This is a genomic window from Ruminiclostridium cellobioparum subsp. termitidis CT1112, assembly GCF_000350485.1.
GTDB classification, from domain to species: Bacteria; Bacillota; Clostridia; order Acetivibrionales; family DSM-1351; genus Ruminiclostridium; species Ruminiclostridium termitidis.
This window is the reverse complement of the sequence record NZ_AORV01000028.1, coordinates 38,064-63,170: the sequence shown is the minus strand read 5'-3', so window position 1 is coordinate 63,170 and position 25,107 is coordinate 38,064. Positions and strand designations below refer to the sequence as shown.

The window sequence follows — 25,107 nt, the reverse complement described above, 5'->3', positions numbered from 1 at the left end:
GGTTGATTTAAAAGAGCTGATAGGATTTTTCCTATCAGCTCTAATTTTTTGGAGGTGATTTCAAAAATGGCTATAAATCCCGCACTGATTAAAGCGGCAGTCCAGGTACTGTCATCCAAGGAAGGGCGAAAAGGTTTATTAATAAGCATTCTGATACCAGTCTTTTTATTATTCTTTGTTGTTTGTATATTTGCATATGTTCTAATGGCTCCTATTGACTTTCTATCCAGCAAACTTGGATTATCCGGATATGAAAGAACAACCATAGAAAATGCCCAGGATAAATATAGGGACTATATTAAACCGGAGAATAAAGTAATAGACCGGGGTGGATTTTATTCGTACCCCAGTGATGGGACAACCGGCAGCAGGGGGTTCAGTGCGACCCCCGTCCCTCACCCTGTCCTTGGCATATCAAGACCACATTGGGGACAGGATTTTAATTCGGAATGGCATTCAAACGTTTATTCCATTGCAGACGGTCAGGTGTATGATTTAGGTTTTAATGATGAAGCGGGAATGTATGTTACCATCTATCACAATGTAGACGGAAGACAGTTCTTTACCAGATATCTTCATCTGTCTGCCATTCATGCAATACCTGACAGCAAGGTAAAGCAGGGAGATGTTATTGCATCAGAAGGCGGTGAGCCTAAAAAGGAGGAGGGTAAACCATATGATTATTATCCAGGTACCTCAACGGGACATCACCTTCATTTTGAGGTTAGGGAGGGGAGTTCGTATGGAGGTGCAACTCCTGTTGACCCAAAGCTTTATATTGATCCAATACCGGTTGAAATTTCATGTACGCACAGCGACAGCTCGGGTTCCGAACCTACAGGAAGTATTACAGTCAAGATAAAAGGAGGGAGAGAACGGGGATATGACATAAGTTTAGATGGCGGATCGAGCTGGACAAACACACAAAGCAAGACATATACCTTTGAAAACTTAGGTTCCGGAACTTACAGCGTAGTTGCAAGAGATGCATCATATATTAAAAACATCTCCAAAATATCGCATATAACAATAGATACAATACCTTCCGAGCCGGATGATGAAGATGAAAAAAAGCCTGACAAGAAAGGAGAACCGAAAAAAAATGAATCAAAGAAATAGAGTGTTGGAATTACTATTTTTTGCAGTTTTATCAATCATTTTTATAGTACTGTTTTTTGTAAACAAGCCTTATGATAAAAAGCCGGTGCAAATAATACAACCGGCTAAAACCAGAGTGGAAAGTCAGGTGAATAAGTATGATGCTGTTTCTGTGCAGCCATAATAACGTGAATCTGTTCGATTGGCTTAATGAATCAAGCCTGGTCGAGCAGCCATTTATGCTTAAAAAAATATCATCAAATCAATTGGACTTAAGTTCCTTTGCCAAAAAGGAAGCATTGAGCATAAATTACTATAAGTACTTGACCGTGGATCTCAGTGCTGTTACCAATGACAGTGACAACTTTAAAATTGCTCTGCAAAGCATACAAATGGTAAACCCTAAAATTAAGTTCTTGTATATTGATATTGGGAACAAGATGCCAGTTCTGCAGGAGGTAATAAAAAGCCTGGGCGATATACCAATCATATGCACAAGTCCTGACCAGGATACTTCACAATTTAAATCGGAAGTGACCTCCAGTATACAGTATATGCCTCCGAATAAAGATACTGAAAAAGAGAATATGAACGAAACCGAAATAGAAACTACTCCAAAGAGCGAATTACAGGACTCTATAAAAAGCAACAAGAAAGAATATGTATTCCCGGACAAAGATGTTATGGTTGCAGTACTGAATTCTTACACCAAATCCGGAGCAACAACCTTAAGTATAAATCTGGCCAGTTATTTACATTCTATTGGAGCTTCAGTAGCTTATGTCGAGTGCAACGGAGATCTGGATCATCTTGATAAGATCCGAAGCAGCACATCAGGATTTACAGCTGTAAAAGAGAACCGGTACGACAGGAATGGAGTAATATACCTTAAAAGTGAGCTGCCGGAAGGTTTGGATTTTGTAATTAATGATATGAGCGGTACTATTCAAGATGGAACAGAAATAGACGCCCTGGAGTTTATATCAAAATGCAATATAGTTATTCTTTGCGGTACAAGTAAACCTTATGAGCTCCAGGACGTTAAAAACAAAATACAGATATTAGAGAAAAATAACTGCAAGAAAATCTGCTTATGCCTGGCGTTTGCTCCTGATTATGAGAAAGCCCATTTAGTAGATATGTTCGGGACTAAAAACGTTAGAGTATATTTCAACGGCTACACTCCGGATATGTTCAAAAATAATGTAAATAGCGAAATGTTTAAAAGGATTTGTCAAGATCATATTCAAGAGAAAATAAATGATAAAATGCTTAAATTATTTTAATAACAATTAATTTAAGCTATGTGGACAACCCCATGATAACCTCATGGGGTTGTTAATTTACAAGAGAAAAAATGGAGGATTTTATATAATGTATATGAATGATGCTTTTGATAATGTTTGTTTTAAGGGTAGTGTTTTATCCCAAAGTGCGAGGTTTGTATATCTTTGTCTTTGTAAACATGCGGATAACACAAATCAGACTTGCTTTCCATCTCTAAACAGAATAGCTCAAATAGTAGGGAAATCAATATCAACAATAAAAAGGGCAGTACGTGAACTGATTAAATATGGTGCAGTGGAAAGAACTCCACGCTTCCGGAAGGACGGAGGACAGACCTCGAATTTATATAAAATTAAGGAATGCAATTTAGAAGCAATTTGTGATAAATGCAACATAGAACAGATTTCATTGATTGAAGCAAGCCTACAAGAAAATAATTCTTTCTCAGTATCAGAAGGTATTCCGGCCGCACAGGCAAGTGAGAATGAATCCAAGGAATCCGAAACGGAAATAGTTGAAAACCAGGAAAACAATAAATATTTATTTATTAAAGTTGATTTAGCTGATAAAAAGTTTTGGAAATTAAATATCTTTGAAGGTACTTACAAAAATACTATAATTGAAAAAATGTCTATAGGAAAGGCTGGCTTATTTGGTTATACAAGTAAATTCAGATCATTGGTTAAGGGATTGAGTTTAAAGTTACATAGTTTAAGACCAAAAGTTTTGCAAAGATGAACTGGGGGGAGGTCATGGACGACCTACCAGGAACTTAACCAATTAACTGGGTTACTGAAAAAAGAATATATGAATAATTATACGGTTGATCTGTATATGCTCTTAAAAAAACTCATATTTTTTAGAAAACCAGAAGGAATTGGTTAGTAATGGTGGAATATAAAGGAATATGGAATGTTTGATTATAGGCAATAATGAGAAATTAGAAACATTACACTAAATGCAAATATCGCATAGCTGAGATAAGTATATTTAAAAAATAAGAACCGTGAGGTGGAGATATGTATGTTTCTAAATTAATTATCCGAAATTTCAGAGTTTTTGATAGCAAAGGTATTACGGCCACCTTCAAAAAGGGTGTCAATGCTGTTATTGGTGAAAACAATTGCGGTAAATCTGCGCTAGTCGATGCATTGAGGCTTGCGTTTTCTACCACTTCATACCGCAAGGAAATATATTTCAATCTCTCTGATTTTCATACAGACAGCCGAGGAATACGAAGCAATGAAGCCTTTATCGATGTATATCTAGATGAAATTCCTGCTGATTTATTTGAGATATGGAATCCTGAGAATAATACAAAAGGTGAATTCCATATCAAATATTTCGCTGTTCAATTGCCGGATGGCAAAGAAAAAATACGTTATCAGATATGGGGCGGTCCTGTAGAGGGAAACAACTTATCGTCAGAAACACTTGAGTCGATTCAAACTGCTCACTTGGGTGCGCTAAGAGATTCGGAAAGTGAACTAAAGCCGACAAAGTCTGGCAAGCTGGCAAATTTATTTTCCTCTATAGTAAATACGGACGAAGCAAAAGAGCAGGTCCTGGCGGCAGTCAAGCTCGCAAATGTCAATATTGAAGGGCAGCAGTCAGTAAATCAGCTTCGAGACATTATCAATACTAACCTTTCCGTGCTTGAACAGGATTTACTTCGGCAAAAAGTTGGCGTTGGGTTAGTTGAACCCAAATTTGAAGCAATTGCCGCTTCGCTGAGAGCATGGCTAAAACCTCGTTGGATATACATAAGAAACGATAACCTGATACTTCAACTGGTTAAAGATCTCTATTCTGAAGATGAATGGAATCAAGCCACAGATTCTGGCGCAGAAGGGGTTTTTGTAGACGTTTGGACAACTGAAAGCAAGACCCTTTCAGACGAAATCAAAGAAGCTCTATCTTCTGAGTTAAGTAAAAAATTTGAGATTATGCAAAATGGGCTCGGATATAATAACCTACTCTTTATGGCAGCGGTTCTGGGTGATATCGAGGCCGCAACAACAGAAACTTTGTTCAGCTTACTGCTGGTGGAAGAACCAGAAGCTCATTTGCATCCCCAGCTTCAAGAGCTTGTCCATAGCTTTTTTGAAAAAAACTCAGATAAAGATAATGTTCAAGTTATATATACATCACACTCGCCAACGCTTATATCCAGAATCGGTATAGACAAGATCGTTCTATTATTCGAAAATAAGCACAATATTGATTGCTTGTCTCTCTCCGAAAGTAATTTGGACGACAAGGATAAGTATTACTTGGAGAGATATCTTGACGTAACAAAATCACAAATGCTATTTGCCAAAGGCATTATATTTGTGGAAGGCATTTGTGAAGCACTTATCCTCCCTTACTTGGCAAAAATTATTGATCGCCCATTTGATAAATATGCCGTAACAGTTGTTAATGTCGATGGAGTTTCCTTTGAGCCTTTTTCAAAATTACTATGCTTTGCAAACGACCCGCAAAGACAAACCATTAAAGCAGCGATAGTAACGGATGATGACAGGTGCACAGATAAATCCAATCAAACACAGTATATCTCCAAAGATATAGACTATGACTGTTCCCAGGCAGACTTAAATACAGTTATCTCAAAGCTCGAAGCTGGTAGTCCATCTGACAGATATAACAAAATTGTTGCGCTTTGCCAGACTGCTCATATAGGCGTTTTTGGTGCTCCTAAAACGCTCGAATATGCCCTGGCGTTAACTGAAGCAAATATTCCATATATGCTCAGCGCTATAATTGATGTATATCCGCAAGCCGGTAAAACACTATTCAATCAGGTTGAGCAACTGACAGATATAAATGCAAAAGCTGCCTGTATTTGGCTGTTTATGCGTGAACGTTTGCAACAAAAAGCTGAGGTTGCCCAGGCGTTGACCAAAAGGATTGCCGATAAAAAAATCTGGATTAAAAAGGATGATGGCACTTTTGAAGATAGCACTAGTAATGGGGATTTTATAGTACCGGAATACATTCAAAACGCCATCTTTTTGGTAACGAAGGAGAAAACAGATGGTAGAGCTAACTGATGAACAAAATGCCTTTCTGGACGTCGAAGGGAAAGTAGTTTTATGTGCCTGCCCAGGAAGCGGTAAAACTTTTATAGTGGGTAAAAAACTATTGAAATATCTCGAAACGTGGACATATGCTTATCGAGGTATAGCAGTTTTGTCTTTTACAAATGTGGCAAGTGAAGAAATACTTCGACAAATAAAGGAATTGTCTGAAGCTAAATTTCAGAACATCGGATTCCCTCACTTTATTGGAACGCTTGATAGTTTTATAAATACGTTTATTTTTCTACGTTTTGGATATATGATATATGAAGATGATAGAAAACGACCAAGAGTTATTTATGAGAATTTTGGGCAGTTTTTATATCCTCAAAGGGAATGCCATCTTAATGGCTGCGTAAAAAACTTAAATTGGTTTCATTGGAGTGATAATCAACTATTGAAGAACGGCCAGCCTATTTCGTGTGGCGTTTCAAAAAAACCGTGTGTGGCGTTTAAGAAGGTTATGATAAATAGAGGCTATGCGACGCAACGTGAAGTCCCGGCATTATCCTTGCGTCTCCTCAAGAAATATCCCGATATAGCAAATGAGATAGCTTACAGGTTTCCTGTTATAATGGTCGATGAAGCACAGGACACTTCTCGTGAACAAATGGAAATAATCGAGTTGCTTGCGGAAAAAGGTGCGACAACCGTAATACTTGTTGGAGATCCCGACCAGGCTATATACGAATGGAGAAATGCGACGCCGGAATATTTCAAAGTAAAATTAACTGATGCCCAGTGGAACTCTTTATATCTTACAGCGAATTTTCGCAGCTCTCAGCATATTTGCAACGCAACTGCAAAATTCTCGGCTGTCTTATCTGGGAAACGACCTGCAGAAGCAAAAGGCGAGCATTCGAATTTTGGTACAAAACCAGTATTGCTCCAAGTGACAGATAAAAAAACAAAAGGGGAAGTAATTAATTGGTTTTTACAGCTTTGCAAACGCAACGGCATTAATCCAGAGGGCGCTTCCGTCGCAATATTAACACGAGGGAGAATACATTTAAATACTGATATACCAGACCTTTGGCAGACGACTGAAATACACTTACTGGCTTTAGCAACATACCTGTGGCACTGTGCATCAAAAAAAGAAGCGTATACCCAATGCGAGAAGGCCTTATTTTACATAATGATAGGTGATGCTAACGGATTGTCGACTGATGATATGAGGCGAGTAATTGAAAATACAATGGAGTATTCAGTATGGAAGAAAAAATTGATTTCACTGCTTTCATCGCTTCCGAAAGCCAACTCAACGTTGAGGGACTGGAAAAGTTCACTTACCACAAAAATGGAGGAGTTAAAACAGCAGGGGATTATTTGTATTTCTGATTCGCGGAACATTACAGACATAATGAAGCTTAAAACTCGCGTTAAGGTCGGCCAATCATTTAGTACAGAATTTCTGGACAGAACGCTGAATGAATATTTCGAAAAACGAACGATAACAGGTATTACGCGCTCTTCTGTTCATGGGGTAAAGGGAGAGTCATTTGATGCTACTCTTTTAATGGTCGAAAGCAGCACGGGTGGCACAATTACGCCATCGCTTCTAAATACGGGTCATCTTGATAGTGAATTAATGCGAATTGCATATGTAGCTATGACAAGACCTAGGAAGCTGTTGGCAGTATCAATTCCAAAGCAAAACGCAAAAAATAGTATTAATAGATTTCCGCCTGAGTTATGGGATTATCAAGAGATTTGATATTTTCTGCGCATGGTTAAAGGACTTTAAATGAATTTCCCATTATGTTTATAATGCTACAAGTATATGAAATAATGGAACTACCCATTATTCATATAATGTATGGTTTATCGCTACGCTCCTACCAATACAGATGAATAAGTTGAGTTTATAATAATGTTTTGCAATTTAATTTTTAGCCCTGACTTGACACCAGCGTTTTTTAGACGTTTAAGGCATGTTGAGACGATTTGTTTGCTTTAACGGACTCAAAACCTATAACAGATATCTCTCAGAAAGAAAGAGGTCAAAAGGATGATTAAGTTTGATAGCTGGAAACGATATTGGTGTCCCCGAGGAGGAGAAATAAACCTGTCTCTTGATGGTTTCCTATCTGACCCTGATTCCGAGTTTGGAAAGCACATTAACTCAGAAATAAAGTTGCTGGAAGAGCTATTGACTATTCCATGTTTGGTTTTATTGGGAGAACCGGGTACAGGGAAATCTACTATTATTAATGATCAAAGAAAGGCTTTCCAAAGAAAAGAGAAAACTGATTCGGAGACGATTTGGCTTGATCTGCGCTCTATTGGCAGTGAACAGCGGTTAATTCAAAAATTGTTCGAAATGCCAATATTTCGATCTTGGTTGGCTGGCGAGCATAATTTACATATCTTTCTCGACAGTCTGGATGAATGCCTATTACGGGTAGATACAGTCGCAGCTATATTGGCAGAAGAGTTTCGTACGTATCCTATAGAACGATTGTTTTTGTGCATTGTTTGTCGTACCGCTGATTGGCCCCTTTCCCTGGAGAAGGATCTGATAGATTTGTGGGGAGAAAAAAATGTAGAAATTTATGAATTGACCCCCTTGCGACACAGCGATGTTGCTATGGCTGCAAATACTTGTGGTATCGATCCAAGAACGTTTATTCAGACGGTGGAACAAGTTGAAGCAACGCCACTTGCAATTAAACCAGTTACACTTTCATTTCTCCTTAACACTTATCAGCATAACCAAGGACTTCCTTCTTCCCAAACGTCATTATACGCCAAGGGATGTGAATTGCTCTGTACAGAAACAAATCAAAGTCGTCGGGATATGGGGATGACGGGAAATTTAAGTGCTAAGCAGAAACTACTTATTGCTGCCAGAATAGCGGCAGTTACGATTTTTTCAAATAAATATGCAGTCTGGACGGGGATTGATGCAGGAGATGTTGCCGAGGAAGATGTTCCTTTGAACAGTCTTATTGGGGGCATTGAAACATGTGATGAGATAATATGTGAGGTGAGCGAAGCCTCCCTACGGGAGACTTTGGGAACTGGACTCTTTACTTCTCGAGGTCCAAACCGCTTTGGCTGGGCCCATCAAACGTATGCAGAGTATTTAGCCTCTTGGTACTTAAGCAAATCCGGGGTTAGTGCTGATCAGCTCTTGTCACTGCTTAAACATAATGGAGATAAAGAAGAAAAGGTTGTTCCGCAGCTTTCAGAAACAGCCGCCTGGGTAGCCAGCAAAAATCCGGAAGTTTTTTTTGAGTTAATGCGAACAGATCCAGAAGTATTGCTTCGCAGTAATATTTTTTCTAATGATATTCAGTCAAAATCCAACCTAGTTGAATCACTTTTGCATTCATTTCAAGAGGAAAGGCTAATAGATCAGGATTATGAAATCAGCAAACGGTATAAAAAACTGGACTATCCCGGACTTGCCGCTCAACTACGTCCCTATATATGTGACCGGGCTAAGGGCGTTATAGTCCGACGGGTAGCTATTGATATTGCTGAAGATTGCTATCAACTCACACTGACTGAAGATCTTGTAAACATTTCACTAGATCAGACGGAAGAATACCAAATAAGAATTCAAGCCGCCTGCGCCATCGCCCGAATTGGTGACGACACAGACAAATTAAAGCTGTTGTCGTTAGTAAGAGGGGAGGGGGAAGATGACCCTGATGATGAGCTGAAAGGGTATGCTCTTCGTGCGCTATGGCCAGGTTTAATCTCAGCAAAAGAATTATTTTTTGTGCTAGATGACCCGAAACGAGAAAACTATTTGGGGTCTTATGCCCACTTTCTCTCCCTGGACTTTATCAATCTCGTACATGATAATGACATTATTTGGGCATTACAATGGGTGCAGAGACAAGGGGAGCGGCATATATTGAACTTTAGCATTTGCAGGTGTATGGATGCTATTATGTTCAGAGCTTGGGAATTAATACTCAATCCACAAATTGCTCAGGTATTTGCCCAAACGGCAATTTTACGACTGGAGAAATATGATTGCATTGCGGATAAACATAATGGTATTCATTTTTATGAACTGGTCAAAATGGAGAAAGAGAGACGCCGGATACTTATCCAATTCATGGTTGATTTGCTTCAAAAAGAAGATATTCGCTTTATCCTATACCAAGGACAATTGATTTTAAAAGAGGATACCTCTTGGATTCTGGAAAGGCAAAAAGCCTCAATTAGTGACGTCTCACAGCAGAAGTGGGCAGAGATTGTTTTCGGGGTATTTGACACTTCCGACCGAACTCAAGTGGAAACTATCTATGAAGCAATGAAGGAAAATACCATTCTGGCACAACGTTTACACTGTATATTTGCTCCTATAGACTTAAACTCTGCACAAGCTGATGAACTCCGAAAAAGTTATCTTTTACAATTAAAGTATGCTGAGACCACTAAAAAGACTCTTCTTCAACCACCGCCGGCTGAAAGAATACGCGTTCATTTAAAAAACATGGAGTTTGGTGAACTTGCAGCCTGGTGGCAGTTGAATCGGACGATGACATTAGAGCCGGACAGTACGCGCTATGGGGATGAGCTTGAATCTGATCTTACGGAACTACCTGGATGGAAAGCGGAGAATTCTGAAATTCATCAGCGTATTCTGGCTGGAGCGCAAACCTTTCTTTTAGAGGCTAACCCTGAACCACAAAAATGGCTTGGCACAAATACTATATATTATCCGGCGTTTGCAGGTTATCGTGCTCTAAGGCTAATCAAGCAATTCCAGCCGGAATTTGTAGAAAAAATATCTCCTGAAGTTTGGGCAAGGTGGGCACCGATTGTATTGGCTTACCCCACTATAAGCGGTGAAAAGGATGTGGACATTCATACCGAACTAGTAAAAAAGGCTTTTGAAAGATCTCCAAAGGTAATTATAGATACCTTAATGATATTAATTGATAAAGAGGATAGGGAAAACAATCATATCTTTATTATTCGAAAGATGGCTGAATGCTGGGGATACGGGCTGCTGGAAGAAGCGTTGTTTGCAAAACTAAAAGACCCAAATTTAAAGAGTTCATCTTTTGCTTGTTTGTTAAATGAACTATTAGAACATGGAGTTGAAGATGCGCGCTATTATGCAGAATCTCTGCTTGGGAGTGACAATCAGGAATTAGCTGTAATTGCGGCAGCATCTCTTCTTTGTAACATCAAAGAAAAGATCTGGGATGTTGTCTGGCCAGCAATTATTTTAAACGCAGAATTTGGTGAGAAAGTGATCTACCGCATGTTGGAGTTATCCCACCATGAAGGGCTTAATGTTATCCAAATCCTTGATGAGAAAAAATTGTCTGTGCTCTATATTTGGTTGGAAAAGCATTTCCCTCGATCTGAGGATCCAAATTTTGAAAATGAAAGTATGGCACACTTTGTTGGACCTCGGGAATCTGTGGCTGAATGGAGGGACAGTATTCTTCGTGTTTTAGAAAAACGGGGAACCAAAGAAGCTTGCAGCGCAATTGCCGAAATCCAGAACGAACTACCTCATTTGGATTGGGTAAAGTGGTATCTATTGGAGGCCCAAAACAATATGCGCCGCAAAGCATGGGTACCCATAAAACCGGGTGAGTTGCTTGCACTCATGAAAAGCAAACGATCACGTTTCATCCAAAGCGGTGAATGCCTTATCAATTGCATTTTAGAATTTCTAGACGGGCTTGAATTAAAATTACAGGGAGAAACTCCAGCCGCGATTGATCTTTGGAATCATGTTAACGGAAAATATACTCCTAAAGATGAGAACGCATTTTCAGATTATGTTAAGCGATATTTGGAAGAAGATTTAAATAATCGCGGCATTATTATAAATCGTGAAGTTGAAATACGCCGTGGACAAGGCGGGAGTCCTGGGGAAAGAACTGATATCATTATTGATGCGGTAGTAACTGACAAAGAAGGTGCTCCGACGGATGTTCTTTCTGTTGTGATTGAGGCGAAAGGCTGTTGGCATCCTGAACTTTTGATAGCCATGCAGAGCCAATTAGCTGGTAGGTATCTCCATGAAAATCGATGCCAATATGGTCTTTATCTGATTGGGTGGTTTAACTGTAAGCAGTGGGATGAAGGTGATTATCGATTAAAGGAGGCAAAAAAGTATAACTATGCAGATATAAGCAACTATTTAACAAAGCAAGCCCAGGAGCTTTGCGTACAAGGCAGAATTGTCAGGGCTAAGGTCATAAAGGCTTCCTTACGATAAAATCTTCTGGAATAAAAGTGATTCAAAGACCCCAGACTTTTAATAAAATTCTCTGGCATCACAAATTGGTATTGAAAAAATTTTAAGAGGTCAATAACGGAAGTTTTTAGCTTGAAAATAAAGCGTATTATCTATGAAGTATGTACTTGTGGAAGGGTGTGGGATAAAGATGGAAGTATTTAAAAAGATAAAGAGAGGTTTTTCAGTTGAAAGCAATTTTTTTAGTACAACATAGTTACGAAATCGGGGAATTTGAAGAAACCAAAATAATTGGTATTTATTCTACACGAGAAAAAGCGGAAATAGTTATTGAACAATATAAATGTAAACAAGGTTTTAAGGATTACCCCAATTGTTTTTATGTTAGTGAATACAAAATAGATAAGAACCATTGGGAAGATGGATTTGTAACGTTATAAACATAAGGGATATAATTGGGTTATAAGAATTCGGTTTTAACGGCAGTGATTTTATCCTTTAGAAATGCCTCTTATAACATCTTTAGACTTTTTCAACTTAGTCGTAAAAGTCTAAAGACTTATTTGGATACATTATCCTAAATTTATGATGAAATTGCAGAGAGTGTAAATAATTTTGTGTAAACCTTCAGGGTGATATAAATAATATGCTCTTTTACTTGGCAGGCATGTGATACAGAAAGAGACAGATTGGAAATTTGTGTGTCTCACCCTATGAATTTAGTATAAATCCTTATAAAATTGTCCAATATGAGGGCATTTTTATTGCATAATAATTATTATAAAGATACAATATAGGTAAAACATTACATATTTTGGAGATGAATGAGATGAGTAAAAAAATAATTAGTTTTTTCTTAATTCTATGCATTATAATTTCATGTAATTTTTTTGCTGTTAGTGCTGCTACGACAAAAGTAAAAGTTAGTGTAAAATTAGATTCAATTGAATGTGTCGAAAATAACCATGTTGGTAATGAATGGTTATTTGGATGTACTGTTAATAAAAAAGAACTATCTGAAGGAGACACAATCACCATATCTACAACATCTTCTGGTAAAATTAATATTGTGTCTTCTGTTGAAGAAGAAGATAGTATTCCTGATATTGGTTCAAAAACGTTATCAATTCCAATTAGTAAATTAAAAGCTAAAAAAAATACTACATATACATCGCAGGTAACAGTTACAGAAAATAGAGGTAGATATTCTGGAAATAAAGCCATATGGAAGTTTACTTATATTGTAAAAAAGTTATAAATTGTTGCTAATAATCAAGTTAATTGAAAATGAAATTTTAATGTAGATCAGGTAGTGTGTGGAGAATTTTCGTACTTTGATTATCTAGCGTGCCGGAACTTATAAATTTTCAATTTTATTGAAGTGGCATTGATATCGGTTATTCATTAAATGCGAGTGGAACATGATTTTTGTGCTTTTGCTCCTGCTATTTTATTATTCTTATAGAGGATTGCTTTCAATAAAAAAGTGGAAAAATAAAGCTTAAAGCAACATAGATTAGCATTTCCTGAAAACAGTGAGAATCCAGAGAAAATCAATTTATTGAGAAGAAGCACTTATGATTTCAAGATTTTGATAAATTTATAAGTATATATATTTATCAAAATACACTTGATTGCTATATGTATTATGAATATCTTAAAGTCAACTTGGTTCTCAAATACTATAGGGTGAGCCATACGACAAGTAAAGAGAAAATTTTGTCTTTAATTTCTGGTTTTATTCATGTAATTTAATATTCATTAAACTTTCTATAAGAACTATAAATTGCAGTTCCGTATATTGAGACAAAATTAGTATCTCTAAAGAGGAATTTAAAAAATGGACATAAAAGAAGTAATGGTTTTAGTTAAGGGAGAAGATAAAACTGAAGAAATAAATAATGTTGAGCATAATATTGAAAATGGGACAATAGTTGTGACATACAAGGGAGGTACAAGCTATCCATATAATCATAATAGTGTGGTTATTATTAAGAAACCAAAAGTAATTGAATTTGACGGATATGTGGCATATGTGGAGGGCATGCCTGTATATGAGCCACAGCTTATCCTGGATTTTGGTCCACGGATCAGAATCATTAACTATAGGGGTAAGCCACTTACTGTAGAGCCAAAATCATTTAAATTGTTAAAGGATGGAGCTACTAACCAGAATGCCAAACAGTTGATGGCATATTTAAAAGATATTTCACAGTACACAGCAAATAACCCAAAAGAGGGGACATTTTTGGAGCGTGAGATGAATCAATTAACTTTTATTCATCCGGAAAGTGTACTGAGCTGTTACATAAACCAACAGTCAATTAAGCAAAGAACTCCAGAAACGAGCAATATTATTTTTCCCTTTAGATTTAATCTGAGTCAGAAGGCTGCACTTGAAAATGCAATTAAGAATAGTATTTCTGTTATCGATGGACCACCTGGAACAGGTAAAACTCAAACTATTTTGAATATTTTAGCAAATATAGTAGCAATTCAGGGTAAAACTGTTGCTGTAGTCTCCAACAATAATGAGGCAGTAAAGAATGTTATGGAGAAAATGTCAAAGGCTGGTTACGGTTTCCTGATGGCTCTGCTTGGTAAGGAAAGCAATCAGGAAACTTTTTTTGCCAATATCCCGATAGCTCAAGTAAAGGGGTGGGATTTTGAAGAAGAGAAGGATATGCTTGTTCAAATGATAGAAAACATAAATATTAAACTGAACAAGTTATTAATGTTAGAAAGGAAGAAAGCGCAATTATACAGGGAATTAAGAGGGTGGCAGTTGGAACAGGAACATTTTGAGATATATTATGCAAAGCAGGATGTAGAGAAGATAAATAAACTTCCTTTGTTCAAAGCAACTCCCGATCGAATCATTTCATTCCTGGCAGAAACTTCTTTTGCAAAAGAGAATAATCAGTCAAGCAGAATTTTGTTTAAACTGAAATTACTTTTAAAATATGGAGTATTTGATCACAAAAAGCTGCAAAGTAATGAGTTGTCGATTTTGCTATTGCTTCAAAAAGAATTTTACATAAAACAAATTTTTATGCTTCAAAAAGAAATAGATGCTTTGGAGAATCAACTAAATACTTCTTCATTTGAAAAACTGATTTCTGAACACAAAAAGTATTCTGAAAAATTGTTTCGAAAATATTTGTATCAAAGATTTAACAACCAACATATACCTGACTTCACAAAAAGAAATTATAAAATAAAGTTTCAGGATTTTATCAAGACATTCCCAATCATTCTTAGTACGACCCATGCCTTACGTAGGTCAATTCCACAGAATTATCTGCTGGATTATGTTATTATAGATGAGGCATCTCAGGTTGATTTGATCACAGGATCATTAGTCTTTTCTTGTTGTAAAAATGTGATCATTGTTGGTGATGTGAAACAACTTCCTCAAATTACTGACAAAAAAATTGAACAAAAACTGGGAACAACTTTACCCCATCCTGATTTTAATTATTTTCAACATAATATTCTTTCTTCAATCATCAACGTTTACGGTGACAGTTTACCGCGTGAAATTCTTCGCGAACATTATAGATGTCATCCGAGGATTATTGAGTTCTGTAATCAAAAGTATTATGATGGTGAATTGATTTCATATACAAGCGATAACTTGTCTGAGTGCCCGCTGGTACTTTACAAAACTACTGAAGGAAATCATCTGAGGCGAATTACTCGTGGTGAAAAAAGCGGGAATTATAACCAACGAGAACTTGATGTTATAGTTAATGAAATCCTCACAAGTCCAAGTCTTTTGGAAAACCAAAGAAATATAGGCTTTGTTACCCCTTACCGTATGCAAGCCAACAAAGCGGATCAACTTTTGTCTGATAGCATTGAAAGTGATACTGTCCATAAATACCAGGGCAGGGAAAAGGATGTTATGATAATGTCAACTGTACTCGACAGTTCCCGGAATGGTAGAATGGGATTGAAATTTGTGGATGATCCTCAGATGATAAATGTTGCTGTGTCAAGGGCTATTAAGCAGTTTGTGCTGGTTACAGACCATGACTTCTTTTTCGAAAATGGTAATCATATTGGTGACTTAATGCGCTATATTCAGTATAGTACCCTTGATAGAAACGTAATTGAGAGCAATATTGTGTCAGTTTTTGATTTGCTATATCAAAAATATTCCAGCAAACTTATTTCACTTAAGGAAAAGATGAATCAAAACGCACGTTTTCGATCGGAAGAAGCACTTAGGGTTTTGTTGAAAGAGATTTTACAAGAACCAGAATTTAACCAGTACAACTATACACATGGGATGTTGCTAAGAAATCTACTGAACAATATTGAACTTCTTACCACTGAAGAGCAGACTTTTGTCAATAACCGAGCATCGCTAGATTTTGTTGTCTATCACAAGCAGGATAAGACCTGTACTCTTGTTATTGAGGTAGATGGTTTTGAATTTCATGAAAATAATCCGAAACAACTACGGCGTGATAGACTTAAGGATGCAATTTTGGCTAAATACGGAGTTACGATGTTGAGGCTTGCTACCAATGGCAGCAGTGAGCGTGAAAATATACAGAAGGCTTTGAGAAAACAATAAATAATTTAGTTAATAAGACATTAACTTTTAAGAAGCGGATTAAAAATATTTGGGGGAAGTATTCAATTCATTCCTATATAGACCCTTCGTACAAAAAAATAGTGTAAACGGTTAACAGTACATATATTTCAATAGTATTACGATATTTCAATGCTCAACAATTCTCGAATAGATGTTTCATATAAAACTTTGTCCAACTTATTTGGGCATAAGTATTTTGAAATTTCATTAAAAACTGATTCTATATCGGCAAGATTTTTAGAGCCTGTGAAATTATTTCTGTAAATAGGGAATTCTATGATAATTTGAGAGTGGATGGAGACTTATTTGAGTGCCCTCCACTCTTTGACTATATAATTATGTATATGGTTTGTCAATAATCATTGCACTATTTGGGGCTTTCGTTTAAAGTATAGATTACGATAAATAGGAATTTGACTGTCGGTTAAATTTTTATCATGATATTTAACAAACACTCGATTGTAGACAAAAGAAATAGTTTGCTATACTTAACTCAGGAGATCTCCACGAAAAACGATAAAGGAGCTGATGAGAGTGAAGATTGGAAAAGTGATACGAAAATATCGAAAAGAAAAAGATATGACACAGGAAGAGATGGCATCTTGTCTCGGTGTTTCGACAGCTGCTGTTAATAAATGGGAGAATGACAATTCTTATCCTGATATCACGCTACTGTCTCCGATTGCCAGACTATTAAACATTTCACTGGATGAGTTATTATCCTTCCAGGAGGATTTATCAGAAAAAGAGATTTATCAGTATGTGGAAGATCTGAATCAAATGATTAAGCAGAATTCATTTGCAGAAGCCTATGAATGGTCAAAAGAGAAAGTGAAAGAATTCCCATCCTGCTATCTGCTTATGGTTAGAATCGCTGCAGTTCTGGATGCAAATAGATTGTTCAAAGAACAGCCACTTCCGGATGGATTTGAAGAATTTATTGAATCCCTGTATCAGAGAGCTTTGAAGAGCAAAGATGAAAATGTTCGATTGATTGCTGCAGATGCCTTGATCAGCTATTATATCCGCAAAGAAAAATATGAGGAAGCGGAAGGCTATCTGGAGTATTATTCCCCACAGAATCCAGAGAAGAAACGAAAACAGGCGCAGCTGTATTTTGAAACCAAGCAGGATGAAAAAGCATATAAGAGTTACGAAGTAATGTTATATGCTGAATATCTGCAGGTTAGCCAATCGCTGCATGGAATCTATATGCTTGCTCTTCGCAATGATCAGTTCGACAAGGCACACATGATTGCAGATAAGCAGACAGAATTAGCAATGTTATTTGACATGGGACGGTATCATGAAGTCTCACCCCATCTTGAATTGGCTGTTTTGGAAAAGAATGAAAAGGCTACAATCAAGATAGTGAAAGAAATGCTAGAAAATTTTGATAGCTTGTTTTCATGGAAAGAGTCTCAGTTGTATGAACATATGACATATAAAGAAGCTGCTCCATCTTTTGTAAAAGAAATACGAGATAATCTTAAAAAGAATTTTGCAGATGAAGAAGCATTTGGATTCCTACGTGACAATCCGGAATGGAAACGTATTATTGAATAAGAAAATTACAGTTTGTAGGGATAATAAGCATCAAAATACAGGAGCTAAGAATCATGATTCTTAGCTCCATTAATTTTAACCTAAACGTCCTTGAAACATAATGGAGAGTTCGCCATATACCTTTCCCCAATTCCGTATAGGCATAGTCCATTTTTTAGTTGCCTCAAAAGTAGCCAGGTACAATGCTTTCAAGAGTGCCTGAGAACTTGGGAATACACTTCTCTGACGGTTTAATCTTCGGTAAGATGAATTTAATGATTCAATGGAATTTGTGGTATAGAAAGCCACTCTTACATCGGAAGAAAACTTAAAAATAGGGCTAATAACATCCCAATTGTCTTTCCAGCGGTTCATTGCGGTAGGATATTTTTCATCCCATTTATGTGTGACTGCATCCAACTGTTTTAAAGCAGTTTTTTCGTCAGGAGCCGTATATATGGTCTTAAGATCCTTTGCAAAAGCTTTCATATCCTTGTTAGCTACATATTTCAAAGTGTTTCGTACTTGATGAACGATGCATCTCTGATATTCAGTCTGTGGGAAAGCTGCGGCAATAGCTTCTTTTATTCCAGAAAGTCCGTCTGCACACAAGATTATTATGTCCTGAACTCCCCGGTTTTTAAGGCTGTTTAATACACTGAGCCAATATTTACTACTTTCATTTTCGCCCACTTCAATAGTTAAAACCTCTTTGCGACCATCTTCATTTATACCAAGCACAACATATGCAGCAAGTTTGCGAATAATACCATCATCTCTTACAGAAAAGTGAACTGCATCAATAAAGATAATTGGATAAACCGAAGCTAATGGACGATTCTGCCAATTTTCTATTTCTGGAAGTAGCTTATCGGTAATGTCTGATACCATTCCTTCACTTACATCAAATCCGTAAATATCCTCAATGGTCTCGGAAATTTGTCTGGTAGACATTCCCTTTGCATACATAGAAATAATTTTATCATCGATCTGAGAAATATCTTTCTGTCGTTTTGGAACAATCTGTGGTTCAAATGAGCTTCGACGATCTTGAGGAACATCAATATCTAGTTCACCATACTTACTACGAACTCGTTTTGATTTCGTACCATTCCGATAGTTATCAACATCTGATGAACGCTTATACTTATTATAACCTAAGTGGTTATCCATCTCTGACTCAAGCATTTCCTGGATTGTTCCGCCAAGCAAATCTTTCAAAGCATCTTGGATATCTGATGCATCTTGAATGTCGTACTCTTGAAGTAATCCATTGATGAGATTTTTCTTTCCTTCTGTTAGTTTTTCTACTTTGTAAACTTCTTTCTTTGCCATAATTAAAGGCCTGCTATGAATTTATTTTATCATAGAAGACCTTATCCACTACATATTTATGGAATTTACAGAGATTTTTTCACAGGCTCTAAAAATCTATATGATGATTTTTAATTGACTTTTGAATAGAATTATTTTATTATCTTTCTTGCCCATAATATAAAAATGACCAGTGCCGCAATACCATTTAAATATTTAAAATTATAACCTGAAGCTAGATATACTAGTGAAAAAACAAGATCTTATAAAAGAACACTAATAAGTAATATTAATATAAGTTTGAAAAAAATTCTTAATTTATTCTTTGATGGTTGGAACATAATAATTCCTCCAAATGTAGTAAATAATTAAGGCTTTTTTATTTGCCTTCTGATACGTTTTGCGTCAAGTGAGATGACATTTCGCCTTTACTTTTATCAATAGTATCTTTAAGTTTTAAAAGCTGAATGTATTTCTCCAATTCTTTTTTGCTTTCTGGACTAAGACTTTCTATATCATCTAATATTACATTTTTTTCATTATTACTAGTTCTTTTTTTCTTTTCTTCTTCAATACTTAACGAATCAAAATTATTAATTTCTCTTCCAAGAAGATAATCGAGAGAAACTTTAAAATAATCAGCGATCATTAACTTTATTTCATCATTGGGAATACGGTTACCAGACTCATACTGGGACAATGTAGTATTACTAATATTTAAGATTTTTGCAAACTCAATTTGAGTTAGTTCATATTTTTCTCTTAATTTCCGGATATTATTCCCTAATATATTACTTTTCATAATTTTCCTTTCACTAAATGTGAATAAAATTATTATATCATGCAGGATTTTTAAATAAATGCACTTTCACAAAATGCAAAATAGATTATTGACATTTACAAATTGTGAAAGTATAATTAAATTAAAGTTTTGCAATTTGTAAAATAGGAGGTGGCATTTATGACTATAAGTTTAGTTAATGCAAGAAATAAAAAAGGCAAAACACAAGCTGAAATGGCTGGAATTCTTGGAATAGCACTATCTACGTATAACATGTATGAAAATGGTCAAAGAAAAATACCAGAAAATATTGCTACAAAAATATGCGAAGTATTAGAAAGTAAAAAGGAGGATATTTTTTTAGCTGCCACTTTTACACTACGTGAAACATCGAAGAATTTTTGAAAAGATTCATTATTGAGAAAGAGAGGAAACATGAATATAAATCAAATTAAAAACATTTACCTGGCAAACGGTCTGGATGAATTCAAGATAAGAAGTCATTCGGATATAAATTCAGTTCACGGAGTAAAGGTATCTGAGATAAGCGGCTATAGCACGTTGTTGTTTGAGCATAAAATGTTGTTTGATGAATTTATAATCCACTTCTATAATGCTCAGGGTCTTGAAAGCAGATCAGAATTTTTACCGCTTAGTATTAATTATGTGTTGTCTGAAGAATTCCTGGGAAAGCATGAAGATACGGATGACTATTTTGTACCATTAGGCGGAAAGATTACCGCAATTCATATCAATGGGGATACAAAAGTTTTAAGCACCTGGAAGGATAAAAAGTTTAAAACCATACCATGTTCTTACACTGAAAAGCAAAATTACCTACGCTTTGAGTATAAAAATGGCAAAAGTAAGGAATGGCAGTATGTGATTTCTGCCACAAAATGGTATTGAAAGGAGGTGGAGTATGCATCTTTATACATTTTCTCACGTATTGCAAGTGTTTATTCTTGGTTTCATCGGTGGTTTCTTTATAGGTGGATTACTTATATCGAAGTTTAGATTTGCAGGGGTTATTGAAAAAGAAGTTAAAATAAGAATCCCTAAACGAAAAATACCCAGTGTCGCAACCACTGAGTATCCGATAGTTTCTTACAAAAACTATTAAGTTTAGGTGCTCTGTTCAAAGCAACCTTTGTAATTCTTATTATAGGGCGTTTTTCTATAAATTGCAACTGCAGTTTATAAAAAAAGGCGAAACATAACACGCGTAAACAACTTTCTATGGCCGCCTGCCCTTGATCCTTGACAACATAAATATGTCATCAAATATATTGTATCGGTCTCTTAGGCATCCGTCAACAGCAAAGAGGAGTAAAGGCATATATTTCCTACGTTTTAGATATTTTTTTGATTTTCGTAGGAGTATATTGTTCTGCTCAATAGTCAAATGTGAGATGGGCCTAATGCTTGGAAATGCGACAGTAATATAGATTAGTGGCATGTAGAGCCAATTATACAGCAGTTGTGTATATCTGTGTTCCATGTATAAAGAGTAATGCATTCAGCATGCACATGGATAAATAATGAGGTAATATACCTGGCACGGAAAGGCTGCTGAAATACCGGAGGGAGCCATGAGGTTAAACCCTGCGAGGAATCGTAGTTAAAGTTGGAATTGGCGAAAAGGAAGTTTGTTTTATTTCACAATAGATCATGTACTGGGATTTAAAAAAGATCATTCCAGTGCATGAATGTGTTGTGAAATTTTCGAATGAAGAAAGGATAGGTAATAATGAAACTTATATCAATTTTTTGGTCAAAAATAATATTTTCAGGGAAAGATCGTATTATTTATTTTTATCAACTTATTGGATTTGGCATTTATGCCATTCCAGGCTATGCGAATGCAATAAATAAATATGGTGTTTTAACTGTTTTTAAGGGTGCAATGCTATTTTCAATAGTTATGCTTAGTATTGAATTGATAATAAAATTCATTAAGCAATCCTATGAAATAAGAATTAGGCTAAAATTAATACTGTTAGATTTTACTTTAATTTTTATGTATTTAGGCTATTTCCTTTATTATGAGTATTGTAGCAGTATATATCTATATATGATACCAGTAGTCAGTACACTCTTTTTAATACTTTTAAAGAAGGTTATAGAGAAAAAGCGGCCTGAAGATAAGGAATAACCTTATACACAATATTGATAACTAAAAGCAGACATATAGAATTAAACAGTATGATATTCATAGTCAATTTTGCGTTTGAGTACCGAGTGTACTTTCCTTTTGACATCTTATATATAGATATAAATATATCTATGAAGTAAACGATAATAACCAATAGAAAAAACATTCTACTTATCAAAAAACAGCGTATATCAAATGGAGCAACAAAAAAAGTGTACCTGGCGCCATCGATACCAATCTTTATACTGCTAACAATAAACGTTCCAATTGTTTTGAAATCTATTGTATCTGATGAAAATAATTTAACATCAAAGTCCTTTGGGATAAATGTTTTAAATTGAGATATAAAGATATATATAGATGTTAGTATTAATGTTACAAGTTTTATATTTAAATATTTTATATAGGAAACATTCTTATTAGACCTTGAAAAAATAAATAGTGAAATGACGCATACCAGATTTATAAAGCTAAGGACTAAAAAGGATATTTCAAAGTAAGAGAAGTAAAAATATAGGCCTATCATAAAGGATATTAGTAGTAGTACTTGTTTAAACCATATCCATTCTTCAGGATCAGAATTCATAGAGTTCTTAATTTCGCCATTTGGGTTATAAATGATGGCTTGATATTTATTATTAACTGTACTTGAAATGCTTAGTGCATTGTTTTATTTAATAATACCTATTATTGAAACAACTAGTGATGCAACAGCAACTAATCCCATAAAAAAATTGTAGCTCATATAAATTCTCCTTTATCAACAAATGTGTATGCTATCAGTAGACACATTTTACATAATAATACAATATTTTTATATTTGGTTCAAATTGTTTTTTAGGCAAAATTATGAATTTATTAATGATAAAGGAATTGAGAAAGAAAAATAAACTCTCATTAAGAAAACTTGCAGAACTAAGTTATTCATATTTGAACTTACTCGAAGCTGGAAAGAGATGTAATTCAACATACCAAACATTAGAAAAGATCGCTTCAGCTTTAAAAGTAGAGACGAAAAAAATTTTTGATTAAATCTGAAGTGGAGACATGAGCTTAAACCCTGCGAGGAATCGTAGTTAAAGTTGGAATTGGCGAAAAGGAAGTTTGTTTTATTTCACAATAGATCATGTACTGGGATTTAAAAAAGATCATTCCAGTGCATGAATGTGTTGTGAAATACTGGTTATCATTATTAAATCACATTTGATTTAAAAAATCATATATTGTATTGGGGGTGAATAATATGACTAAAATTGATGTGTTGGATGATGTTATTGAAATTTTAATAAAAAAAGCAATTGATTCAGAGACTCAAACTCCTGGTACTGAAAAAAAAGCCTATAACCTGAAAATAAAGGGGGATAAAGTAAATGGATTACCTTCCGCCTCTGGTAAAAGGAAATAGACTTGAGGAATTCACTGATGTAAAAAAAACTCTGGATGAAACAGGACTAAGCATCGGAGGTTATATAAGGATTTCAACAAAAAAAGATAGTCAGAAAACATCTATTGATAATCAAAAAAAATACATAAATGAATGGGCCAGAATAAACGGATATAATATTGTTGATTTTTATACAGATGTAAAGACAGGGGCTTATAGTTATCTGAGAAATGAAATGACCCGTTTAAAAAATGACATTTCTGCTGGTAAGATAAAAGGAATAGCATCTAAGGAAATATCCAGAACTTCACGTGATATATTGGATATTATTGAACTTAAAAGAAGCCTTGTTTCCCAGGGCGCTTTTTTTATATCGATAAAGGAAGGTTATGATAGTAGAACAGATGATGATGAATTTCTTCTGGTTATCCATGCCGGTCTTGCACAAAAGGAAAGAAAAGTTACAAGCACCAGGGTTAAGATAACTCAGATGATTAAGGCAAATGAAGGCAAAACTAACGTTGCGAAGCCGGCATTTGGTTATAAGTTATCCGAGGATGGACAACACTTGGTTTTAAACCCGGATACTGCGGAAATTTACAAATTAATAGTCGATAAATTTATTGGAGGATGGGGCAGGCTTAAAATATGCAAATACCTAAATTCCCATGGTATAAAGACTAGCAGCGGTGGCAATAATTGGACAACCAACTCTATTCTGAATATATTGTCCAATCCGGTTTATTTAGGAATAAACATGTATAATGTCACGTTAACCGTCAGAGACAGTACAGGAAAAGCCAAAAGAATGGTAAGGCCCCAGGATCAATGGATAGTACGCGAGAATACTCATCCCCCCTTGATCTCAAAAGACAGATTTGATAGGATTCAGCAAATTATTCAGGACAGAAAAGAAAAAGATAATAAGGAATGGAGCTGCACTAAAAAGTATTTGTTATCCGGCCTGCTTTATTGTTCTTCTTGTGGAAACAAACTGTTCGGGGGGAAGATTCCGAAAAATAAATCCAAAGGAAAATCTAAAAATGACAGAACCGACGATGATTATTATTTTTATTATTTCGATAAGAAGATAACAGGAACTTGTAAAAATAAAAACTCAAATTACAGAATGGAGATTGTAGATGATATGGTCATGAATGCTATAAAAGAATTGTTTGCAAGTAATGATATCATTGACGAAAGAATAAGACAAAAGCAATACATTTATGATCTGAAGCTGGAAAAAGATAAGAAAGACCGTGAGATAGTCAAAGATAAGCTGGATAATACTAATTTTGCAGTTAAAAAACAGCAGTTAGCTTTTGAGGCTGACGCCATAACATTGGATGAGTACAGGATAAGGCTTAATGAACTTAGAGATCAAAAATCACAACTTGAAAAAAAGCTTCTTCTTCTGGATCAAAAATTGAAAAAGGTTGATAATCTTGAGGACAGATATTTTGAAATAAAGGAGAAAGTCAAAGGTTTAATTCATAACATAAACAACCTTAATTATGAACTTAAAGATGAAATAGTTAGAAAAATTATAAAAAAATTATTATCGGTGATGGCTATAATCTTACATTTGAATATACCTTTGAAGAATAAAATCATGGTTATATTTTTAAATTTTATGATATAATGTTTATACCTAAAACAACATATTGGAGGTC

Annotated in this window: 20 protein-coding genes; 18 read left to right on the top strand and 2 right to left on the bottom strand. The window is 35.4% G+C overall.

The window, feature by feature from the left end; all coding sequences use genetic code 11:
- Window positions 1–66 precede the first annotated feature (66 nt).
- The 11 genes from CTER_RS09740 (at window position 67) to CTER_RS27545 (ending at window position 17,821) form a co-directional block, all read left to right on the top strand.
- The gene (locus tag CTER_RS09740) at window positions 67–1,119 is read left to right on the top strand and encodes a peptidoglycan DD-metalloendopeptidase family protein (RefSeq protein ID WP_004625317.1); all 1,053 of its coding nucleotides are present in this window, start codon (window positions 67–69) and stop codon (window positions 1,117–1,119) included.
- A complete protein-coding gene (locus CTER_RS09735; RefSeq protein WP_004625303.1) occupies window positions 1,103–1,282 on the top strand; it encodes a hypothetical protein in 180 nt (59 codons plus the stop codon). The genes CTER_RS09740 and CTER_RS09735 overlap by 17 nt, the downstream gene beginning before the upstream one ends.
- A complete protein-coding gene (locus CTER_RS09730; protein ID WP_004625378.1) occupies window positions 1,257–2,384 on the top strand; it encodes a hypothetical protein in 1,128 nt (375 codons plus the stop codon). Before CTER_RS09735 ends, CTER_RS09730 begins: the two co-directional genes overlap by 26 nt.
- An 88-nt stretch (window positions 2,385–2,472) precedes the next feature.
- A complete protein-coding gene (locus CTER_RS27550) occupies window positions 2,473–3,123 on the top strand; it encodes a helix-turn-helix domain-containing protein (protein WP_004625282.1) in 651 nt (216 codons plus the stop codon).
- A gap of 281 nt (window positions 3,124–3,404) precedes the next feature.
- Window positions 3,405–5,438 carry an ATP-dependent nuclease gene (locus tag CTER_RS09720; protein WP_004625334.1) on the top strand — a complete coding sequence of 678 codons (2,034 nt, stop codon included), beginning with the start codon at window positions 3,405–3,407 and terminating at the stop codon, window positions 5,436–5,438.
- Entirely contained in the window at window positions 5,422–7,182 is a 1,761-nt protein-coding gene (locus tag CTER_RS09715) for a UvrD-helicase domain-containing protein (protein ID WP_004625249.1), read from the top strand. The genes CTER_RS09720 and CTER_RS09715 overlap by 17 nt, the downstream gene beginning before the upstream one ends.
- 294 nt (window positions 7,183–7,476) lie before the next feature.
- Window positions 7,477–11,670, top strand: a complete 4,194-nt coding sequence (locus CTER_RS09710) for an NACHT domain-containing protein (protein ID WP_004625318.1) — start codon at window positions 7,477–7,479, stop codon at window positions 11,668–11,670.
- Between the two features lie 206 nt (window positions 11,671–11,876).
- Window positions 11,877–12,089, top strand: coding sequence for a DUF7336 domain-containing protein (locus CTER_RS09705; RefSeq protein ID WP_004625230.1), 213 nt, complete (start codon window positions 11,877–11,879; stop codon window positions 12,087–12,089).
- Window positions 12,090–12,478: 389 nt separating this feature from the next.
- The gene (locus CTER_RS09700) at window positions 12,479–12,907 is read left to right on the top strand and encodes a hypothetical protein (RefSeq protein ID WP_004625366.1); all 429 of its coding nucleotides are present in this window, start codon (window positions 12,479–12,481) and stop codon (window positions 12,905–12,907) included.
- Window positions 12,908–13,489: 582 nt separating this feature from the next.
- Window positions 13,490–16,234, top strand: a complete 2,745-nt coding sequence (locus tag CTER_RS09695; protein ID WP_004625266.1) for an AAA domain-containing protein — start codon at window positions 13,490–13,492, stop codon at window positions 16,232–16,234.
- A 555-nt stretch (window positions 16,235–16,789) separates the two neighbouring features.
- The gene (locus CTER_RS27545) at window positions 16,790–17,821 is read left to right on the top strand and encodes a helix-turn-helix domain-containing protein (RefSeq protein ID WP_004625355.1); all 1,032 of its coding nucleotides are present in this window, start codon (window positions 16,790–16,792) and stop codon (window positions 17,819–17,821) included.
- Window positions 17,822–17,896: 75 nt separating this feature from the next.
- Here the strand turns inward: CTER_RS27545 and CTER_RS09685 are convergent, their stop codons facing one another.
- The gene (locus tag CTER_RS09685; protein WP_004625346.1) at window positions 17,897–19,135 is read right to left on the bottom strand and encodes an IS256 family transposase; all 1,239 of its coding nucleotides are present in this window, start codon (window positions 19,133–19,135) and stop codon (window positions 17,897–17,899) included.
- A gap of 358 nt (window positions 19,136–19,493) precedes the next feature.
- Window positions 19,494–19,916, bottom strand: coding sequence for a helix-turn-helix domain-containing protein (locus CTER_RS09680; protein WP_004625341.1), 423 nt, complete (start codon window positions 19,914–19,916; stop codon window positions 19,494–19,496).
- A gap of 159 nt (window positions 19,917–20,075) precedes the next feature.
- Here CTER_RS09680 and CTER_RS09675 point away from each other — a divergent pair, with 159 nt between their 5' ends.
- The 7 genes from CTER_RS09675 to CTER_RS09655 all read left to right on the top strand — a co-directional run bounded on the left by CTER_RS09675 (window position 20,076) and on the right by CTER_RS09655 (window position 25,076).
- Entirely contained in the window at window positions 20,076–20,300 is a 225-nt protein-coding gene (locus CTER_RS09675; protein WP_004625297.1) for a helix-turn-helix transcriptional regulator, read from the top strand.
- A gap of 30 nt (window positions 20,301–20,330) precedes the next feature.
- Window positions 20,331–20,804: a hypothetical protein gene (locus CTER_RS09670; RefSeq protein WP_004625381.1), complete on the top strand. Its 474-nt coding sequence runs from the start codon at window positions 20,331–20,333 to the stop codon at window positions 20,802–20,804.
- Window positions 20,805–20,817: 13 nt separating this feature from the next.
- The gene (locus CTER_RS09665) at window positions 20,818–21,018 is read left to right on the top strand and encodes a hypothetical protein (RefSeq protein WP_004625305.1); all 201 of its coding nucleotides are present in this window, start codon (window positions 20,818–20,820) and stop codon (window positions 21,016–21,018) included.
- A 627-nt stretch (window positions 21,019–21,645) separates the two neighbouring features.
- Window positions 21,646–22,050 (top strand): hypothetical protein, encoded by a 405-nt coding sequence (locus CTER_RS09660; protein ID WP_004625313.1) that lies wholly within the window; start codon window positions 21,646–21,648, stop codon window positions 22,048–22,050.
- Between the two features lie 849 nt (window positions 22,051–22,899).
- Window positions 22,900–23,082: a helix-turn-helix domain-containing protein gene (locus CTER_RS29265; protein WP_004625260.1), complete on the top strand. Its 183-nt coding sequence runs from the start codon at window positions 22,900–22,902 to the stop codon at window positions 23,080–23,082.
- A 211-nt stretch (window positions 23,083–23,293) separates the two neighbouring features.
- Window positions 23,294–23,455 carry a hypothetical protein gene (locus tag CTER_RS28265; protein WP_004625281.1) on the top strand — a complete coding sequence of 54 codons (162 nt, stop codon included), beginning with the start codon at window positions 23,294–23,296 and terminating at the stop codon, window positions 23,453–23,455.
- Window positions 23,421–25,076, top strand: coding sequence for a recombinase family protein (locus CTER_RS09655; RefSeq protein WP_004625324.1), 1,656 nt, complete (start codon window positions 23,421–23,423; stop codon window positions 25,074–25,076). The genes CTER_RS28265 and CTER_RS09655 overlap by 35 nt, the downstream gene beginning before the upstream one ends.
- The last annotated feature ends 31 nt before the right edge of the window (window positions 25,077–25,107 follow it).

Excerpts from the sequence above, each read along its gene's own strand:
- CTER_RS09740 (WP_004625317.1), top strand. The coding sequence starts at position 67 with ATGGCTATAAATCCCGCACTGATTAAAGCGGCAGTCCAGGTACTGTCA.
- CTER_RS09735 (WP_004625303.1), top strand. The coding sequence starts at position 1,103 with ATGAATCAAAGAAATAGAGTGTTGGAATTACTATTTTTTGCAGTTTTA.
- CTER_RS09730 (WP_004625378.1), top strand. The coding sequence starts at position 1,257 with ATGATGCTGTTTCTGTGCAGCCATAATAACGTGAATCTGTTCGATTGG.
- CTER_RS27550 (WP_004625282.1), top strand. The coding sequence starts at position 2,473 with ATGTATATGAATGATGCTTTTGATAATGTTTGTTTTAAGGGTAGTGTT.
- CTER_RS09720 (WP_004625334.1), top strand. The coding sequence starts at position 3,405 with ATGTATGTTTCTAAATTAATTATCCGAAATTTCAGAGTTTTTGATAGC.
- CTER_RS09715 (WP_004625249.1), top strand. The coding sequence starts at position 5,422 with ATGGTAGAGCTAACTGATGAACAAAATGCCTTTCTGGACGTCGAAGGG.
- CTER_RS09710 (WP_004625318.1), top strand. The coding sequence starts at position 7,477 with ATGATTAAGTTTGATAGCTGGAAACGATATTGGTGTCCCCGAGGAGGA.
- CTER_RS09700 (WP_004625366.1), top strand. The coding sequence starts at position 12,479 with ATGAGTAAAAAAATAATTAGTTTTTTCTTAATTCTATGCATTATAATT.
- CTER_RS09695 (WP_004625266.1), top strand. The coding sequence starts at position 13,490 with ATGGACATAAAAGAAGTAATGGTTTTAGTTAAGGGAGAAGATAAAACT.
- CTER_RS09685 (WP_004625346.1), bottom strand. The coding sequence starts at position 19,135 with ATGGCAAAGAAAGAAGTTTACAAAGTAGAAAAACTAACAGAAGGAAAG.
- CTER_RS09680 (WP_004625341.1), bottom strand. The coding sequence starts at position 19,916 with ATGAAAAGTAATATATTAGGGAATAATATCCGGAAATTAAGAGAAAAA.
- CTER_RS09675 (WP_004625297.1), top strand. The coding sequence starts at position 20,076 with ATGACTATAAGTTTAGTTAATGCAAGAAATAAAAAAGGCAAAACACAA.
- CTER_RS09670 (WP_004625381.1), top strand. The coding sequence starts at position 20,331 with ATGAATATAAATCAAATTAAAAACATTTACCTGGCAAACGGTCTGGAT.
- CTER_RS09665 (WP_004625305.1), top strand. The coding sequence starts at position 20,818 with ATGCATCTTTATACATTTTCTCACGTATTGCAAGTGTTTATTCTTGGT.
- CTER_RS09660 (WP_004625313.1), top strand. The coding sequence starts at position 21,646 with ATGAAACTTATATCAATTTTTTGGTCAAAAATAATATTTTCAGGGAAA.
- CTER_RS29265 (WP_004625260.1), top strand. The coding sequence starts at position 22,900 with ATGAATTTATTAATGATAAAGGAATTGAGAAAGAAAAATAAACTCTCA.
- CTER_RS28265 (WP_004625281.1), top strand. The coding sequence starts at position 23,294 with ATGACTAAAATTGATGTGTTGGATGATGTTATTGAAATTTTAATAAAA.
- CTER_RS09655 (WP_004625324.1), top strand. The coding sequence starts at position 23,421 with ATGGATTACCTTCCGCCTCTGGTAAAAGGAAATAGACTTGAGGAATTC.